This window comes from Microvirga sp. (genome assembly GCF_014699075.1).
Taxonomy (GTDB): Bacteria; Pseudomonadota; Alphaproteobacteria; order Rhizobiales; family Beijerinckiaceae; genus Microvirga.
In genome coordinates this window covers 197,556-215,478 of sequence record NZ_JACXAB010000007.1, presented here as the reverse complement: position 1 = coordinate 215,478, position 17,923 = coordinate 197,556, and the positions used below count along the sequence as shown (strand labels likewise).

Here is a 17,923-nt window from a genome sequence, read left to right as displayed (position 1 = left end):
ACCGATGAGCGTGCAGGCCCGTCCCCCGTCCGGCCCGATGCTGCGCATCCTCCTGCTGGAGGATAGCGTGCTCGATGCTGAGCTGGTGACGGAGGCGCTGGCCTCCGCCAGTCTTGACGTCACGATCGAGCGCGTCGACACCGCGGCGGATTTCGCGAGAGCGGTGCAGGACGAGGGCTGGGATATCATCCTGGCCGATTACAGGCTGCCGGCCTTCGACGGTCTGAGCGCGCTGGAGATCGTGCAGGCACGGGCTCCCGGCACGCCTTTCGTGTTCGTGTCCGGGGCGCTCGGCGAGGAGGTGGCGGTCGAAGCGCTCAAGCGCGGCGCCACCGACTATGTGCTCAAGCACAGCCTCGACCGGCTTCCGGGCACCGTTCTGCGGGCGCTCGCCGAAGCCCGCGAACGGGCCGACAAGCACTTGGCGCAGGATGCCCTTCACACGCTTCTCGATCGGCAGACAGCGCTTCTGCACGAGCTCGACCACCGGGTGAAGAACAACCTCCAGCTTCTGCTGTCCCTGATCGGAATCGAGATCCGCCAGGCCGAGGACGATCAGAGCCGGCAGGTGCTCGGCCGCATGAGGGAGCGCCTGCAGGCGCTGGCCGCGGCGCATCGGGATCTCTACGACGGCAAGGGTGCGGCGCGCTTCGATGCGTCCAGCTTCGCAAAGGGGCTGTGCCAGGAGCTGACCGCTGCAATCCCCGGCGTGAGGATCGTGCCGGAGTTCGAGGTCGAAAACGTGGAGGTGGAGGCCTCCAAGGCGGCGCCCATCGCGCTCCTGTTCAACGAGATCGTCGTCAACGCGCTCAGCCACGCCTACATCGAACGCCACGGCAAGCTGAAGCTCACCTTGCGCATCCGCCAGGGTGTTCTGCTGTTCCAGCTCTCGGACGATGCCTTCAGCGCCGAGGAGAAGCAGGCGGCGCAGAACGGCGCGTCCGGCACGGTCCTGAAGGCCCTGTCGCGCCAGCTCGATGCCCATGTGGAATGGCCGCCGGATGAACCGGCGACGCTCGTGCGCGTCACCATGCCGGCGCAGGACGTGAGTTAGCACGATGGCGCGCGAACCCACGGCCGAAACGAACACTGCACAAGCGGCTATGGGTCTTCAGGCAAGAGCCAGGATCTCGCTGCGGCAGATTCTGTGGGGGCTGGTGCTCGCCATCGCGCTGCCGATCATCCTGGTGGCGGCCGGGGGCTTCTACTCGGGCTACAGGGCCGAGCAGCAGGCCGTCGATCAGCGCATGCAGGAGACCGCGCGGGCCTTGAGCCTGCTGCTGGATCGTGAAATCGACAAATCGGTTCTGGCCATGCGGGTCCTCTCGCAATCGCCAACCCTGGCCGGTGGCGACTTCGAGGGCTTCTACAAACGGGTGAAGGATGTCGGTCTCGCGGACCCTTCCTGGATCGCGCTCTTCGAGCCGGGCGGGCGCGTCATCTTCAACACCCGCGTGCCCTACGGCGTTCGCTTGCCGGACAGCAACCGATCGGATGTGCTTCGGCAGGTGCGGGACACGCGCGAGCCCCATGTCTCGAATCTCTATTCCGGTTCGCTGACGGGACAACGCCTGATCACCATCGACGTCCCGGTCATCATCGACGACACCGTGGCCTACATCCTGTCGCTTGCCATCACGCCCGAGGCGTTTCAAAACATCATCCGGGATCAGAGGATCGTCGATGGCTGGAATGCTGCGGTGCTCGATCGCAGCAAGCGCATCGTGGCCCGGTCCCGCGCGCCGGAGCGGTTCGTCGGCCAGCCCGCCAGTGCCAATGTCCAGGAAGCCCTTGCTACGTCTTCCGAGGGCATTATCCAGAGCGTCACGCTCGACGGCATTGCGGTTCGCACCTATTTCAGCCAGTCACCCACCTATGGCTGGTCCTTCATCATCAGCATCCCGACCTCGGAGCTGGCCCAGTCGATCGAGCGTTCGCTTTTCTGGCTTACGATCCTGGCCGGAGTTGCCCTCATCGGACTCCTCCTGGCGGCTCTTCTGTCGCGCGCGATTGCAAGGCCCGTCGACCAGCTGGTCGCGGCAGCCCAGGCCCTTGGCCGTCGGGAGGAGGTCTCCGGACCGGACACCACGCAGGTTCTGGAATTCGACACGATCAAGTCGGCGCTTGCAGAGGCGTCGGCCGATATCCGCCAGCATGAGCGCGACCGGGAGGATGTTCTCGCGCAAATGGCCGAGAGCGAGGCGCGCCTGCGCCTGGCGCTCAATGCCGGGCATTTCGGCTCGTGGGAATTCACCCCGGAGACGGGCACCTTCATCACCTCCGCAACCTGCCGGGCCAATTTCGGCCGGGGCCGCGACGAGCCGTTCACCTACGCGGATCTCGTCGCGTCCATCCATCCCGATGACCGCGCGATGCAGGCCGAGGCCGTGGCGCAGGCGATCGCCGACAACACGGATCTGATTGTGGAGTATCGCACGATCTGGCCCGACGAGAGCGAGCATTGGATCCGTGTCAGCGGGCGGATGCGGATTGGCGCAAACGGCCAGTTGTCCATGGTCGGCGTCTCGCAGGAAATCACCGAGCGCAAGCTTGCCGACGAACGGCAGGCGCTTCTGCTGCACGAGCTGAACCACCGCGTGAAGAACACGTTGGCGACCGTGCAGTCGGTGGCCTCGCTGACCCGCCGTTCGGCCGAGAACACGGATCCTGCAGCCTGGAACGCTTTCATGGATCGCCTGCACGGGCTTGCCAAAACCCACGATCTTCTGACGACCACCCAGTGGCAGGGCGCGCTTCTCGAAGATGTGCTCAAGAGCGAGCTCGATCCTTACCAGGACGCCCTGCGTCAGCGCATCCGCCTGAAGGGGCCGAGGATCAACCTCCAGCCGAGCGCGGTGCTCGCCTTAGGGTTGGCCATTCACGAAATGGCGACGAATGCCGTCAAATACGGCAGCCTCTCGGTTCCGGACGGAAGGGTTTATGTGATGTGGGCCGTCACCTCTGGCAGCGCTCCGCCTTCGCTTCTCGTCGAATGGGCGGAGAGCGGCGGTCCGACCGTGAAGAAACCGGAGCGTCAGGGTTTTGGAACCAAGCTGATCCAGCGCGGCCTGGCGCAGCAGCTCGGGGGCGAGATCAAGCTCGATTTTGCACCGGCAGGCGTTCGCTGCGTGATCACCTTCCCGATCGCCACGATGGTGACCGACGCCGACGAAGCCCCTGAGACCCGGCAGCGCTATGCGTCCTAAGAGGGTGCCTCAATGACGACGATCCGCAGCAAGCTCGAAACCATTCTGGAGCGTCTCGACGCGCGGGCCGCCGACGAGCGGGTGTTCGTCCGCCTCTACCGCGATGCGGCCCTGGCCGCTGCCGATGCGGCCGATGCGCGCCGGCACGCGGGTGTTTCTCTAAGTCCGCTCGACGGGGCGATCGTCTCGATCAAGGATCTGTTCGATGTGGCGGGCGAGACCACGCTCGCAGGCTCCATCGTCTTGCGCGACAGGCCGCCGGCCACCAGAGATGCCACCATCGTGCGCCGCCTGCGTCAGGCAGGCGCGGTCATCCTGGGCAAGACCAACATGGTGGAGTTCGCGTATTCGGGACTCGGCCTCAACCCCCATTACGGCACCCCTGGCAATGCGGCCGATGCCTTACGCATTCCGGGTGGCTCGTCCTCAGGGGCCGGTGTCACGGTGGCGGAGGGCACGAGCGAGATTTCCATCGGCAGCGACACCGGCGGATCGGTGCGCATTCCGGCGGCGCTCAACGGCGTGGTCGGGTTCAAGCCGACCGCGCATCGGATCCCGCTGGATGGGGCCTTTCCCCTGTCGCCGTCGCTGGACTCGGTCGGTCCGCTTGCGCGTTCCGTTCAGGACTGCGCTTCCACCGATGCCGTCATGGCCGGCGAAGAGCCGTGGACGGTGACCCCACGCCCCCTGGCGGGCTTGCGGGTCGGCATTCCCCGGGGGCGTCTGTTCGCCGAGACGGAACCCCTCGTGGAGCAGGCCTTTGACGGGGCTTTGAGCCGCCTGTCGCAGGCCGGCGCGATGGTCCACGACCACAGCATCGACGATCTGCTCACGGCCATGGCGGACACAACCGCCGCGGCCTCGATCGCCTCCATCGAGGCCTCCGAGGTTCATGCGGATTGGCTTGAGGCCAAGGCTGCGGAGATCGACCCGCGCGTGCGATGGTCGATTGCGCGCAGCGGCACCGTTCCGGCGCCGCTCTATATCCGCATGATCCGCCACCGCCGGGCACTGACAGCCTCCATGGATGACCGGCTGCTCCCGGTCGACGTGCTGGCGCTGCCGACGACAGCCGTCTCGGCTCCCCTGATCGCGCCCCTGGAGACCGATGACAGGCTCTACAACAAAACGGACTGGCACATCCTGCGCAACCCGATGTTCTGCAACCAGTTCGATCTCACGGCCATCTCGCTGCCTATACCTAACTGCGAGCGCCCGGTGGGCATCATGCTGGTGGCACGCCACGGTCAGGACCGCCGGCTGCTGGAGATCGCAGCCGGTGTGGAGCGTGAATTGGCGCGCTGAGAAAACTGACGCGCTTCCAATGAATGACGTTGCGGACAGGTGGAGAGGGCGGGTCGCCCATGCAGACGTTCTGCCTGTCCGAGATGAGAAAGATGGCGTACAGCGAGGGCCACTGGCACCGATTCCGCCAACACGCGTTATGATCCTTCATGCAAGCCGTTGAGGGCCCGAGCCGGTGATGCGCCAACTCTATCTCTGTCTGGGCTATCTCAGCCTTGGCCTCGGCGTGATCGGGATCTTCCTGCCGGTTCTGCCGACGACGCCTTTCGTTCTCCTCGCCGTTTGGTTTTTCGCCCGCTCGAACCCGGCTCTGGCCGAACGACTCTACAGCCATCCCCGCTTCGGCTACCTGCTGACCACGTGGCGCGATCAGAAGGCTATTCCGCGGCGCGCCAAGATCACTGCCCTGAGCATGCTGGCCGTCTCCTACGGCATCATCCTGTGGCTGGCTGAGAGCAATGTCCTGCTCGTCATCCTGGCGATCATCATGGGGAGCGTTGCGCTCTACATCGCCACACGCCCGCAACCGCGTGACAGGCTGGAGAACCAGATCCCGGAAGCCTGAGACGATCGGAGGCATTTCATCTTTGAGTCGGTGAAGAAGAGGCTCACAACCCGGCGCTTCTCAGGTTTAGCCAAGGTTGTGCCATGTTGCGGTCATGGTTCCGGTTAGGCTGCTGACATCCAGCGCATCGTGCGGCCTTCCGGGTCCGCTCTCAACGATGCGCAGCTTAAAAAGCTAAGCACCGGATGGATTTCGAAAGTGCAAATCCACTTTTGGGTCCGATGCTCTTACGAGGAGGGATGTCGTGCGCAGTCTCAGTCTGTCAGTCTTCCTGCTTGCCTCGGCCGCGATGGTCGCACCGCTTCTGATTGCCTTGGCCTATACGGCCAGCATCGTGACCTCTGCCCTGATGTTCCCCTGAACTCTCACTAGGCGATCAGCGCGGAACTCCGCTCCTCACGGCGGAGCATCCCCATCAAGTCCGCGGATTCGCGATTTCCGCCGTCAGTTTAGGCAGTTCCTTGGTCATCCAATCGACCATCTGATCGCTCGTTCTCAGGTGAGCCGGCATGGGAATGAAGGGACCGTGCGACTCATAGATGGCCGTGGGATCCCGAGGCCCCAGAATCGGATCGAGATCGTCTTCGATCTCGGGCGTGATGCTTCGGCTGCCGAACCATGTCAGGAGCAGGAGGAGCATTCCGACGGCGCCCGCGAGGACGACCAGCAAGGATATCGCCAAGTCTGCCACCTGTTCCTTCCCTGCGATGAGAGGCCCATTTCATTTGCCTTCGAGCCTATCATCGAACGCTCTTTCTTCCAACGATGCAAGCCGCAGCCTTGCGACATGATGTTGCCTGTTTGATGGCGAACCATGGAGGTCTACAATCGTCGCATGAGCAGGCTTCACACCCGCTCATGCGGAGGGGGCGATGCGATCGATCCTGGTGCAGGGGAGGCGCTCATGAGAACCTATTACGTGTTTCAATCCGGGGCGGAGCCCGGTCTCCGCGGATTTGCCGAGAGCTCCACGGGCGAGGCTCTTCCGTCCGATCTGGGTCCATGGGCCCTCGTGCAGCAGATCGGCCCCGATGACGAATGGAGTCAGGGCATCAGCCGCGCCATCGTGGCGGCGGGGATCCTGGAGAACGGCTTCTATCTCTGGGGACCTGTCAACCGCGCCACCTCGGTCCATCCGGTGATCGAAAGCGACCGGGTGCAGGGAACGGCTGTCTATGATCCGCACGCGCGGCAGATCGGCACGATCAAGCGTCTCCTGATCGAGAAGGTGAGCGGCCGCGTCCTCTATGTCGACGTCACCTTCGGGGGTTTTTTCAGTCTGGGTGTCCAGCATCATACGATCCCGTGGGACAAGCTCTCCTACGACAAGGAGCTCGAGGGCTACCGCACCGACGTGACCGAGGCCCAGGTTCAAGGCGCGCCGGCCTTCTACGGCGACGATACGGTCTGGCCCGATCGCAGGCGCGAACAGGAGATGCGGGATTACTGGCACGACGTCCCGCGAGGTCCGATCTGACATCGCCGCTCCATTATATTCCGGAGGATCGCCATGATCGCGCATGTGTTCAAAATCGGCCAGATGGTCAGGCCCTGCTCATCCTGCCGGGTTCTTCCGTACGATGTCTTCAGGGTGCTGCGCCTGCTTCCGACAACCGCCGGCGGCATGCCGCTCTACTGCATCAAGAGCGAGACGGAGATGATCGAACGCGTCGTCGAGCAGAACGCGATCGAGGCGGCACCGCGCTGATGCGCTGTAAGCAGGATCTCGGGAATCCTGCACCGGCCGGGAACCGCAGCGAGGCTTGGCCGTTGTCCTTCTGAATCCCTTCGTTCCCTCTGGCAACTCGACGGCCTGACGGTCTCTCCGCTCAGGCCTTTTTCTTTGTCGTGCCAGCGTGCCTGAAACTGCTGCGCGGATGATGTGTCAGGCGGCTGCGGGCTGGTGCGTGATCGCCGGTGTCATCATGCGCCCGCGATTGATCAGAGCGGCAGCGGCGGTCGCGAGCGAGAGAGCAGCTCGATCCGAGCGCTTCGTCTGCAGGCAGGTCACGTAAAGCCGCATCACTTCGACCGTGACATAGTGGAAGGCCACATCCGAACCTCGGGCGAGCTTCATGCGTCGGGAGGCCGTGTCGAGCTTGTCGAGATAGAGCGCCTGTTCCGTCGGCGGCTCCGCGAGAAAGCCGCTCAGGCCTCCGAAGGTTTCCTCGAAGTGTCCCCACAGGAGCGCCAGGTTCTTGGCAGCCTTATCCTGTTGTTCGGGTGCAAGCGTCTTGAACTCCCCCAGGAGGTTCCAGACAGGATCCTGTTCGAGGGCTTCGTCCTCTGCGGTCTTCACCAGCGGAACGAAGGGAAGCAATGTCCGGGCGTTTGACATCAGGATGGGGCGCAGCCTGTCCCATTCGGCAAATACTTTCGGAAGCACGATCAGCGCGGTGGCCAGAGCTGTCTGATCGAATGCCCTGCCGATCCGATGAAGCAGCGGGCGCGCGGCCCCACCGTATTGCTGCACTGTCTGCCAGCGCAGATGGTACAGCCTGTAGACCTGTTCGAGCTTCTCGATGAGTTCATGACGCGATTGATCGTCAGCAGACCAAGGAAAGACGAAACCGGTTCGGTGCTGAGGCGAAGAACTCATGATGCTGACGATTTGCTCCGCAAATCACTTGATGTGTGCAGCTCCGCTCATGCCGGGGCAATCACGGCAACTTTGAGGCTCCGGCACTGGAATAATGACGTTGCTGCACCCTCTGGCGAACTTGCAGGGCTGAATAGGAATCGGATCTTCCAGCTAACGACGACTCCACCACCCGGACCCAAATGTTCGCTCATCAGGGTCGCCACGCGTGGCGCAACATCATCCACTCCGCCCTGCCCGGACCTTGAACCGCGGCCGTTCATGCTTACGTTTCAACCAGACCCCTGATCCGGGCCCCTCTGACGCAGGAAGCGGTGGCGCCTGCGTGATGTCGGATCGCTTTCGATCCGGCCGCCGGCACAGAGATGGTCATGCTTCAAGAAATCCTGTCTTCCCTCGTCAGCCTCCTGATCGTCGATCCGCTCCAGGCGGAGATGAGCGAGCGTCTGGCACAGGCTCGGGCGCCTCAGGCCGTGATCGCCGATGTGAGAACCTGCGCCGAGGCCTCGCTGCCGGGATTGGCAAATCGCGCCATGGCCGAACCCTTTTGGGTGGTGAGCACGGCCCTGAACGTCTGGACCGGCCAAACTGCCCCTGAAAGCATCCTCGGCAACACTCCCCAATGCGAGTCGGCCCTCAAGTCGGCACGTATGTATCTGGAGAGCCGTGGGGCGTGATGACGCTTATCGTCACCTGAAAATAGGCAGGTGAGGCCGGGACAGGGCCTGCAAGAGGGAGCGCGGGCGCTCCGGATCGAGGAGTTCGTGGTCCGCCAGCGCCTTCTCCGCATCGTTGATTTCCGGAGGATCAAACGGCCGAAGAGAGCGCCCGGGGCCTGAAAGCGCCTCGATCGCCGCGATCAGCGAACGCTTCTCGGCCATGGTGGCGGAGACCTGCTCCGGCGACGTGCCGAGATGCTCGGCCAGCAGCCCGGCCCGAAACCTGCGGATCACGTCGGCTACAGGCGTGTCGTCCTCCGTCTCGAGGGCGAGGTCGCACTCGGTGTCGTAGCCCATGGAGCGGTTGTTCAGGTTGGATGACCCCACCCGCAGCAGCCGGTCATCCATGATCATGATCTTGGCGTGCACATAGATCGGCTGCTCCCCCGCGGTGACGGGCGTATAAACCCGCAGGCGCCCGAAACGGTCGCGGCGTCTGAGCATGGCCAGGAGACGGGCTCGCGCCGAGCCCATGGCCTCCTCCTCAAGCCAGCCTTCCGCCGATTCAGGATTGACGATCACGAATTCGGGTCCGTCCGGCTCGTCGAGGCGCAGTGCAATCGCCTCCGCGACGGCACGCGAGGCGAAGTATTGGCTTTCAAAGTAAATGCTTCGACGAGCGGCTGCGATCGCGGCGAGGTACAGGGCTTCGATCTCGCGCACCTCTGCCTGATCGTCGTAGGCCGGGATGGTCCGGGCGATCGCGACCGCCACGTCGGCCATGTCCACAGGCAGGCGGTCGGGCCAGGGGTCCGAACCGGCAGGCGGCGGCGCCAGGACCTCTCCCGAGGCTCGCTTCCAGCGCTCACGGGCGTGATCCCCAAGCGCCTTGGCCGCCGCTCCACTGACGGCCGTAGTGGCGTCATGCCATGGCCCGTAGGCACGCCGCGTGAAGGGGCGGCGGCGGCGCGGATCGTCGTCGCGGTGCTCCGACGTGTCCCAGCGATCGCCTGTCATGTCGATGCCGCCGCAGAACGCAACGGCGTCGTCGATCACGACGATCTTGTGGTGGTGCGCCGCGCCGGGCGGGTGGGCGCCATCGAGCTTGAAGGTGATGCGCTCATGCCAAGCCCACTGGGCCACCCGGAAGAGAGTCGTGCCCCGCCACAGGGACTTCACCATGCCGAGGTCCCACTTCAGGATGTTGACGTGAAGATCCGGCTTGGTGTCGACCAGCCATGTCAGGAAGGCCCCCAGCCGCCGGGGATACTCGCCTGTTTCGCCCGTGGGGTCGAGATCGATGCGCGTATCGAAATCCCATCCGATCATGAGGATGGAATGCTGCGCCTTGAGCATGGCCGACTGAGCGGCCTGAAAGTAGTCAGCGGCATCGACGATGAGGGCAATCCGGTCAGCCTGCTCGATCCGCCAGCATGTATGATCGGGCCGCAAGACTTGCACTGCTGCTCTCTCCATCGCCCCACCGCCCTGCATGTTCGGTTCCTCTGGGCGAGCGTGGGATCATCCAAGGTGCCTTGGCTGTAAACCGGGCGCAGTCACCCAAGGTTCCGAAGGAGGCCGTGATCGCCGATGTGAGAGCCTGCGCCGAGGCCTCGCTGCCGGGGCTTGCCGATCGTGCCATGGCCGAACCTCTCTGGGTGCTGGCCACAGCCCTGAACGTCTGGACCGGCCGGACCTCACCGGAGAGCATCTTCGGCAACATCCCTCAATGCCAGTCGGCACGCATCTGCCTGGAGAGCCGCAGGGCGTGAGCGGACATGCGGCAAGTCGGTCCCGCGGGAGCGCGGGACCGATGCTAAGATGAGAGGCGAAGCCCAACCACTTTATCTCAGGTGATCAGGCTGCTCATCAGTGCGCTGTCGCCGCACTCCCTTCGCCAGGTAAGGCAGAACCGGCGACTGTCGACTGGACTGGATCCGTCTTAAGAGCCGACGGACGCGCCACTTGTGTCGGCTCGAAGGCCTGCATGAACTGTGGTCGGTTGCGCAGATCCATCAACGAACGAAGCTCCGTCGCCGGCAGATCCATCGACTTCGCGTCCCTCCAGCGCCTGCGGAACTTGCGCTTCTGCGAGAAGAGCCCCCATGTGCTCTCCACTTCTTCTTCAACCTGTAAAATGATCCGTCCGGAAAAAGATTTCCTGAGATTAAAACGCCCCGTCAGAGCCATTGTTATGTCCTTTGATCTGGATCTTTGACCCAGAAGAGCTTTTAGCAACAAAGTATCGAAAAAGCTTTAAGACATAAGGTAAACGCCGCACCTCCGGACAAATCGGTACGCCTCTTACTCGATCATGCCGGACGCCCCCGCGCAGCCAAAGTCCAGCCGGACGCTGCCTGGGACACATTCGGGGCGGTTCGTGAGACGATGGACGACGGTTGAGGTGCCAATGTCCTCAACGGGCTGAACGCCCGGTGCCGCATCGGCGGCAAGCGTGTACGACCCCGTTGCGCGGCACTATTACAGAATGAAAGAGGATCGGGGGCTTGGTGGAGCTGAGGGGATTCGAACCCCTGACCTCTGCAGTGCGATTGCAGCGGTAAGGCCGAAGCAGGCTTTTGCCTGCTGTCGGCAGCAATCCTAAGTAATTGATTTTAAAAGGGTCGTCCATCGCTCGCAATATCCTGAAGTAGCCAGCTATCGCTGTAGCTGTTGCTCGCCTTGTAGCTAAATTGTTGCTACTATCGTGTTGTAAGCGCAGCGGCTGTTAGCGATGGATGAGAGAAAACAGCAGGAACGCGCTGCTTCCAAGCGGGTTCGCTTGAGCAAGCGTGTGGTTGACGCCCTCCAGCCCGGCGAGGCGATCTGGGACTCCGAAGTCACCGGTTTCGGGGTACGTCGGCAGGTGCGGGATGCCTCCTTCGTTGTAAAGTACAGCTTCAAAGGACGACAGCGGTTTTACACGATAGGTCGATACGGTCGGTTGACCGTCGATGATGCCCGCCTCGCGGCAAAGCGCGTGCTTGGGATTGTTGCGACAGGGGTTGATCCCGCTGAGGTAAGGGATCACCCTCCTGCGGTGTTGCCCGTGGCTACCGTGAGTGACCTGTGCCGCCTTTATCTCGCGGAGGGACCGGCCTTCAAACCAGGCAAACGCCCATCCAGTTGGGATACGGATCGCTCAAACATCACGCGGCATATCCTGCCGCTCCTGGGCAACAAGCCCGTCGAGACCCTAACGGAGGCCGATATCGTCAGGTTCGTTGCGGATGTTTCGAATGGGGTTACCCGATGCGACGAAAAAACCAAATCTCGAGGACGGGCTATCGTCGAAGGAGGTCGGGGCATTGCTGGGCGTTGCTTGGCTGTGCTGGGGGCAGCGTTCAGGTTTGGCATCCGGGCGGGTTACGTGGTGCGGAACCCAACGCAGCACGTTCGAGCGCAGACAGGTGAGCAGCCAGGCCGTTTTCTGACGCGGGAGGAGTGGTTGAGGGTTGGTGAGGCCATGCAATGGCTAGAGGATCACGGGACAAGCCGCGCATTCACCAATGCGATCCGGCTGCTTGCCCTTACTGGATGCCGCCGCTCGGAAATCGCGAGGTTGAGGTGGGAGGAAGTGGATCTCGAAAGGGGGGTGCTGCACCTGGCGACAGGCAAGACGGGGCCTCGGATTGTGCCACTCAGTGATCAAGCCGTGGGCCTGCTGAGGGATCTCGGCCAGGGGCAGACGAGCGCCTGGGTGTTCCCGTCGAACCGTGGCAGCGGGCCAATTGTTGGATTGCAGAAGGTTTGGGTCAAACTGCGCTCCAAAGCACGCCTTGATGGGGTTCGACTGCACGACCTTCGGCATAGCTTCGCCTCACAGGCTGTGAACGCCGGTGCCTCCTTGTATCTGACCGGGGCTGTCCTCGGGCATCGACAGGCACGAACGACCCAGCGATATGCCCATCTACAGACAGAAGCCGTCCGGCGAGTAGCAACTGACGCGGCTGACACCGTTGCGCAGGCTCTTATCAAAGAATCATGAAGCAGATCTTGCTTCATGGCTTCAACTGCGCTAGATATCAGCCCATGGACGAAACCTACACAGCGACGGCACTTGCCGCTAAACTAGACGACCTCGGACTTGGCCGCGATGCCGATACGATCCGCATCGTTCGTCATTTCACGGAGGAGGGCCTTCTCCAGACAATCGGGGCGGTCAACACAGGCAAGGGCAAGAAGCGCCTTTACGCCCGTGAAAGCCTCCTGAAGGCGATTATTCTGCTCCAACTCAACCATCTCGGGTTGCCGATCGGTAGCATCAAACGGCTGGTGCGCGGGTTGGGGGAGACGACGGCAGCCGAGTTGCAAACCGACCTCGTCGGTGCGGTCACGCATACGCTTCGGCATCCATGCCTTGTTCTCCCTATCCCAGGAGGCGAGGGCTGCGAGCAGCCGAGGCTCGTTGAGGTCCAACAAGCATACCGGCGCGGGGATCAAAACGTTCTCGTGCTGGACCTCAAACCCTACCGCGCCCAAATATGACCTCGTGCCTAAGAGACATGATACGCTTCATGTATTAAAAGGACTGGCAATGCCCCATCTCACTCGTACCGAAGCCGCTCGGTTTCTGACCGAAAACGGCTACCCGATTTCTCCGGCCACGATGGCCAAGCAAGCCGTCGCAGGGACTGGCTGCCCTTATCGCATTTGGAACGGGCGTGCGATTTATGAAACGCCCGATCTCCTACAATGGGCCGAGGCACGACTCAGCCCGCTATTGCACAGCACCGCCGAGCGAACCGTCGCAGGTAAGCGATAGGCTACCCACGCCGCACACGCCCGATCTTCGGACCGTCTGAACATTCAGCCGCGGGACCTGCCATGATAGATGATGCTCGCGCGACAACCCGCTCGTTACTCGCACTCGTCAAAGACGATCCGGTGCAAGCCACAACCGGCTGCAGTACTGCTCTTCTGGGATCGGAACAGCAGCGGCAAGAGGCATTGAACCATTTAGTGGCCGTGCCGTTCGCGGTCGCCCTCCACCTCACGACCCATTGGGACGACTGGGTCCGGTACATCAACACCAGCGAACTCTGGGCGCATCGTAGAAAGAAAAGGCCCAACCCCAGGCCCCGGCGCGACAAGGACCATGGTCGGGTGCTCTATCTGGTCATGGAGGCAACCTTCGCCGGGGAATCGGGGAACGGGTATCAGCGCGGATGGTGGTACGCCCGTGCCCTCGAAGACGCCTTTATCCGGAACATCAAGCCAGCCGACATTCCGCGCCATATCAAAGCCTCAGGCGGTCTAAAGAAGATGTACCAGGCCGCCGTCAAGAACCGCCCGAGACGCAACCCGGCACTCGATCCTACCGATTCCTATCTCGACTTGGGTGATCCAGAGCCGGAAAGAGCAGAAGATAGCCAAGGTGAAAAGCAGCAGAAAATAGACAATCCGGGCCAACAACAGGATGCAAGTCCCGGCATTCACGATGGCGTCTCACACGACCAGAATCCCAGAATCCGGCACTCTGCTGCTCTTACCCGAAAACTCGACGAGATCGCGCGCCGAGGACGCACCAAAAAGCTGACCGTCATTGCGCGGCCTTCCGGTGAAGAAGTTGTCCTCCGCCTCCCCAAGAAATCGCCAAAAAAGCCGAACGCCTCGGAAGATTGGACAACCTACAAACCTTGGGAAGCCTGATCAACGCATCGGACCGTTAAGTGGACGCACCACCGGCGGCTCCGACGTGGGGCCAGGATTGCCGAAATGCAGAAGTCGTCGGAGTCGACATCTCATCCAATGCTCTAGCGGGATAGGTAAGCACGATCAGAAGCAAGAGATATCGCTCGCGCAGATACGGCCAGATCCGTTCTACGGGACCCAACTGCGGCGAGGTGGACGGCAGCGGCAGCAGCATGACGGTCTTTGGCACGTGCAAGGTAGGCATGTCATTCCAGTCCGCCTGGTCCAGGATCAGCACCGCACACACCCCCGACGGCACTCTCAGCCTTAAGTTACCAAGTGATATTCACCAAACAGGCCAGTTGCCCCATCAACTAGACCCATAGAGCCATCAAAACAGCCTCAGTAAAATCACCTGAGTTGCACACGCATAGCGCGATGCAAGGCATCACGGGTGCACGGGTAACCTGTATTGATGAGGTAAGTGATGATAGGTCAGTTCATAGGAGAATACATTCAGCGCCAACCGCCGTCTCAGCGCAAGCAGCTTCCTCGACGGCAGTGGGAAAATGACGAGGGCGGCACCAAACAGGTCACATCCGCACCAACAACCAAGTCGGAGAAAGGAAGACTCAAGCCACCCACAAATGCTGAACAGTCGGAACTGCTCCAAGCCGCTATCGAAAGTGGATTAAGGGACAAAGGTCTCAAGGAACTGGCCATCCGGCAGGAAGTGCGGGAATGGGAGCATGTTTTCAGTAAGTCTTACGCCCGCCACCTTCACGCTCTCAATCCATACGCAAGAGAGCGATGGTCGGGGATCTTGCAGGAGGTAATTGACGGCACTGCCTTTGACAACACGCCATGGATGGTGACGATCATTGCGGATGACTGGATGTTCAGCACCTATCCCCGTAGACCCTCTGAGAGCGATCTGCGCTGGGTGTTGAGCCGTATGCGGAAGGCTGTGCAGCGTGGATTGCGGGGTGCTCCGTACCTGTTGCAGGCCGACTTTGCTGTTCGCCGTTATGAGGGAAGTCGTCGAGTTGCGATTGAAGTGCATTGGCATGGGCTGGTTTGGGCCACTGCGAAGCAGATTGCGGCGATCAAGAAGAGGTTCCCGGCCACCCGCTTTGGGGCTGATCGGTTTCACGCCAGAGATATCTATGATCTGCGAGGAGCCATAGGCTATATGGCTAAGGACACCCGCTTTGGGTATCGCACTGTCAAGAACTTTGGGTTTCAGCCCGGATCGCAGCACCAGAAAAAGTGGTTTCAATTTCGCGAGGCGATTTATGGTCCTCAACGAAGGCTGCTGATTGCCATGATCGGCAATCTGAAGAAACCTGACCTCTGCGCCGCATCGGGAATGGGTCTAAGGGTTCTCCGACAGGCGAAGCAGTTGGCGCGGGATCGAGGCTACCGGGGTGGTGCTACTGCGCCAGCGCAACCGCGCGGACGGAGACCACAGCGGTAAAATAGCGCCGCGTCCGTTACACCCTCAGCCACTGAGGCTCCATGAACGGGCACTACTCCAGCCGCGGCAATGCCGACTATGCGGATTGGACGATTGTTCGACGCTTGCGGCTGAGGCTTTTTCTGAGGGACTCGGGCAAGTCTCGGTTATCCAGACTTATGCCTGCTTTACCCCAATCCCTATCTAAGTCACGCAGTGCAACCGCAACGTACGCAACGAGGTAGGTCGTAAATCGCAGCCGTTACACCGCTGGCGGCGGACTTGCGCTGGATTGCACGGCATATCGCTGACACGTTCTGCAAGGCACTTCGTCAGAGTGAAGAACAACGGAGGGATGACACCTTGAGGCCGACGACGCGTTCGGGGTAATTGAACCTTCTCGGGTAGCCTGATACAGGCAGAGAGCGGCCAGTTGCTTTGATTGTGCGTCTTTCCTCAAACAAACTCTGCGCCTTGATAGCCTAGTGGGTCGAAGTAGTATGCTAATTTCGTTGCTTGTTTAATGCTAAGGCTGCTCAGGTTTTGGGGGTATTTACGCCCTTTTCCGCGGACCTCGCGATAACTTACTAGCGACTTTGTCGGTGGTGGCCAAGCCGCAATAGGAACTCCAATGTCACCAGATCAGGCATTGTTTGTCCCGGTGCAAGATCAGTTTTCGCCCGGCTCCTTAGATGAGGTACACCGTAATACCTTCTGGCGTTCTGATTGGCTGTTGCGCAATAGTGAAATGCAAGAATTTGTGGACTTGCACACCAGGAGATCGGTCAACCAAGGGGAGGGCAACATACTGAGGATCGACGCTGCTGGAAGAGCTAACGGCCAAGCGGCGACTTCCAAGCGACCCAAGAGGCCCATCCATTCCGTCTCGGTGAACGCTTCGGTTTGTAACTGCTGAGATCGGTAACACTCAACTTGATGCGTAGCGCGCCCGAGAGCGGGTGATCAGTCTGGTGTAGGTGCATGTTGCAAACTCTCACAAAAGGCAAACTCAGGGCCGTGCTCAATCGGGGTCGAGAGCCACGTGAGGACACGGTTTTTGGAGCGATGCTCGGGTGCGCGGCCTATCAGGACCTACAAAGTTCGTGGTCGGTGTTGAGGATTGTCCTCGGGGAGGTGCTATCCCCTTGGAACGGGTTGCCGGACTCCCTCAGAGTTGATCTTTGGCGGAGACGGAAACTTGATGGGCGCTTTGTCGAGCCAGATGCTGTGATCGACATCGTATTCAAGAGCGGGCCTTTACGACTCATCCTTGAAGCGAAATGGGACGCGGGCTTCCATGAGAAGCAAGGAAGTCGGCAGTGGCTGTGCTTCCGTCAGAATCAGATCGAAACCCTCCACGTTTTTCTTGTCAGGACGCCAGAGCAAGCCACGCGCCACTGGGACGACGAGGACCGATCCTTAGAACTTGATGCCCGCTTTGCAGGGTGGAAAGAGGGCCGCCGCCTTGTAACCTGGAACGCAGTTGCCACTCGCCTCCAGCAAGCTTCATATGGGTTGCCTTCGCATATTGAACACTGGCGACGCGACGCGCTTCGCGTCCTCAATATGTTCGGTGAAAAGACGTTCGAGGGTTTCGATCACCTCGCCGCCCTCGACCGGCCACCGGCCATCTCGGCAGGCGCGCCAGCATTTTTCAACGCAACGGCCTTTGCATGGCCCTACGCGATTATTCCAGCAACGTCAGCGCCTGCATTTTTTCAAGGAGCAGCGCAGTAACGAGAGTAGGTCCTAAAATGGTGTCAGACATCGGGAGGGGAATTCCTGCTGCAGCCGCTCTTTTGAGAGCCGTTTCCACAGAGAGTGAAGCCATGATGCGGGTATGCGGAGAGGAGCTTGCGAACGTCGGCACAACCCACAAAAAATATGCTTTTGACGATCTAGAGGATGCAGGCAGGATCAAGGATCCGAATGGATGGTTGACGACCGGCGTTTTGACGACATCAACCTGCAAGCGAAAGGTGACACGGGGCCGGAAGCCGATCCACGGCTTTGTGCAATACTTTCTCGATCTCGGCTGCGAGAATGGGCCGAGCGAGGGTGCGGGTGAGGCCGCAGTTGCGGTCACTTGGATTTCCAACGAACTCTACGCTCCATACGAACCCAATGAGTTCCTCCACTGGCCGTTCCTCGATGATCATGAGTTGCGCGACGAAAGGTTGCTCTGCTGGTTTGACGCGGACTATCCTGTCGCACCGTTTGCCACAGGCTGCTGGTTCTATGTTGTGCCGCTCGTCGCAGTCAGACGGCGGGAGGACGTTGCCCGCCTGTTGGTAAACCCCGTGATTGCTCTCATTGATGGCCAACTCGCTGCAGCGGCGTTCGCCCACGCCCCAGAGGCGTGCCGCTTCAATGCGAAACGCGAGTTGGAGGAATAGGATCTCAACCTCGGTCTGCGTTTCACCTACGCCCCTCGAACACGGTCGAGCACATCATGACACCGAGGGTGATGAGAACCTAGAAGCGGGAGGTGCATAACGC

The 17,923-nt window shown here is 61.2% G+C and carries 18 protein-coding genes; 14 read left to right on the top strand and 4 right to left on the bottom strand.

Annotation, left to right across the window (positions count from 1 at the left end):
* Nucleotides 1–4 precede the first annotated feature (4 nt).
* From IC232_RS13940 to IC232_RS13925, 4 genes are all read left to right on the top strand, one after another.
* Complete coding sequence (locus IC232_RS13940; protein ID WP_190845578.1) at nucleotides 5–1,054, top strand: sensor histidine kinase; 1,050 nt, start codon at nucleotides 5–7, stop codon at nucleotides 1,052–1,054.
* 4 nt (nucleotides 1,055–1,058) lie between these two features.
* On the top strand, nucleotides 1,059–3,206 hold the full coding sequence (locus tag IC232_RS13935; RefSeq protein ID WP_190845577.1) for a sensor histidine kinase: 2,148 nt from the start codon (nucleotides 1,059–1,061) through the stop codon (nucleotides 3,204–3,206).
* Between the two features lie 12 nt (nucleotides 3,207–3,218).
* A complete protein-coding gene (locus tag IC232_RS13930) occupies nucleotides 3,219–4,511 on the top strand; it encodes an amidase (protein ID WP_190845576.1) in 1,293 nt (430 codons plus the stop codon).
* A 178-nt stretch (nucleotides 4,512–4,689) separates the two neighbouring features.
* Entirely contained in the window at nucleotides 4,690–5,076 is a 387-nt protein-coding gene (locus IC232_RS13925; RefSeq protein ID WP_190845575.1) for a YbaN family protein, read from the top strand.
* A 415-nt stretch (nucleotides 5,077–5,491) separates the two neighbouring features.
* On the opposite strand, the gene IC232_RS13920 is transcribed toward IC232_RS13925, so the two are convergent.
* Complete coding sequence (locus IC232_RS13920; RefSeq protein ID WP_190845574.1) at nucleotides 5,492–5,758, bottom strand: hypothetical protein; 267 nt, start codon at nucleotides 5,756–5,758, stop codon at nucleotides 5,492–5,494.
* Between the two features lie 222 nt (nucleotides 5,759–5,980).
* Between IC232_RS13920 and IC232_RS13915 the strand changes: the two genes are divergently transcribed.
* Together IC232_RS13915 and IC232_RS13910 are read left to right on the top strand one after the other, a co-directional pair.
* Nucleotides 5,981–6,553 carry a PRC-barrel domain-containing protein gene (locus IC232_RS13915; RefSeq protein ID WP_190845573.1) on the top strand — a complete coding sequence of 191 codons (573 nt, stop codon included), beginning with the start codon at nucleotides 5,981–5,983 and terminating at the stop codon, nucleotides 6,551–6,553.
* Nucleotides 6,554–6,586: 33 nt separating this feature from the next.
* Nucleotides 6,587–6,784 carry a hypothetical protein gene (locus tag IC232_RS13910; RefSeq protein ID WP_190845572.1) on the top strand — a complete coding sequence of 66 codons (198 nt, stop codon included), beginning with the start codon at nucleotides 6,587–6,589 and terminating at the stop codon, nucleotides 6,782–6,784.
* A gap of 177 nt (nucleotides 6,785–6,961) precedes the next feature.
* Here IC232_RS13910 and IC232_RS13905 read toward each other — a convergent pair whose 3' ends face one another.
* On the bottom strand, nucleotides 6,962–7,675 hold the full coding sequence (locus tag IC232_RS13905; RefSeq protein WP_190845571.1) for a hypothetical protein: 714 nt from the start codon (nucleotides 7,673–7,675) through the stop codon (nucleotides 6,962–6,964).
* A gap of 371 nt (nucleotides 7,676–8,046) precedes the next feature.
* Between IC232_RS13905 and IC232_RS13900 the strand changes: the two genes are divergently transcribed.
* On the top strand, nucleotides 8,047–8,352 hold the full coding sequence (locus IC232_RS13900) for a hypothetical protein (protein WP_190845570.1): 306 nt from the start codon (nucleotides 8,047–8,049) through the stop codon (nucleotides 8,350–8,352).
* A 12-nt stretch (nucleotides 8,353–8,364) separates the two neighbouring features.
* Here IC232_RS13900 and IC232_RS13895 read toward each other — a convergent pair whose 3' ends face one another.
* Nucleotides 8,365–9,795: a phospholipase D-like domain-containing protein gene (locus tag IC232_RS13895; protein WP_312895164.1), complete on the bottom strand. Its 1,431-nt coding sequence runs from the start codon at nucleotides 9,793–9,795 to the stop codon at nucleotides 8,365–8,367.
* A 74-nt stretch (nucleotides 9,796–9,869) separates the two neighbouring features.
* Here IC232_RS13895 and IC232_RS13890 point away from each other — a divergent pair, with 74 nt between their 5' ends.
* Nucleotides 9,870–10,106, top strand: coding sequence for a hypothetical protein (locus IC232_RS13890; RefSeq protein WP_190845569.1), 237 nt, complete (start codon nucleotides 9,870–9,872; stop codon nucleotides 10,104–10,106).
* A gap of 97 nt (nucleotides 10,107–10,203) precedes the next feature.
* On the opposite strand, the gene IC232_RS13885 is transcribed toward IC232_RS13890, so the two are convergent.
* Entirely contained in the window at nucleotides 10,204–10,524 is a 321-nt protein-coding gene (locus tag IC232_RS13885; RefSeq protein WP_190845568.1) for a hypothetical protein, read from the bottom strand.
* Between the two features lie 544 nt (nucleotides 10,525–11,068).
* Here IC232_RS13885 and IC232_RS33265 point away from each other — a divergent pair.
* The 6 genes from IC232_RS33265 (at nucleotide 11,069) to IC232_RS13855 (ending at nucleotide 17,820) form a co-directional block, all read left to right on the top strand.
* Entirely contained in the window at nucleotides 11,069–12,322 is a 1,254-nt protein-coding gene (locus IC232_RS33265) for a site-specific integrase (protein ID WP_190845567.1), read from the top strand.
* Between the two features lie 44 nt (nucleotides 12,323–12,366).
* On the top strand, nucleotides 12,367–12,822 hold the full coding sequence (locus IC232_RS13875; protein ID WP_190845566.1) for a hypothetical protein: 456 nt from the start codon (nucleotides 12,367–12,369) through the stop codon (nucleotides 12,820–12,822).
* A 339-nt stretch (nucleotides 12,823–13,161) separates the two neighbouring features.
* Nucleotides 13,162–13,986, top strand: a complete 825-nt coding sequence (locus IC232_RS13870; RefSeq protein WP_190845565.1) for a hypothetical protein — start codon at nucleotides 13,162–13,164, stop codon at nucleotides 13,984–13,986.
* A 469-nt stretch (nucleotides 13,987–14,455) separates the two neighbouring features.
* Entirely contained in the window at nucleotides 14,456–15,445 is a 990-nt protein-coding gene (locus tag IC232_RS13865; RefSeq protein ID WP_190845564.1) for a hypothetical protein, read from the top strand.
* Nucleotides 15,446–16,651: 1,206 nt separating this feature from the next.
* Complete coding sequence (locus IC232_RS13860) at nucleotides 16,652–17,161, top strand: hypothetical protein (protein ID WP_190845563.1); 510 nt, start codon at nucleotides 16,652–16,654, stop codon at nucleotides 17,159–17,161.
* A 17-nt stretch (nucleotides 17,162–17,178) separates the two neighbouring features.
* Nucleotides 17,179–17,820, top strand: a complete 642-nt coding sequence (locus tag IC232_RS13855; protein ID WP_190845562.1) for a hypothetical protein — start codon at nucleotides 17,179–17,181, stop codon at nucleotides 17,818–17,820.
* Nucleotides 17,821–17,923 lie beyond the last annotated feature (103 nt).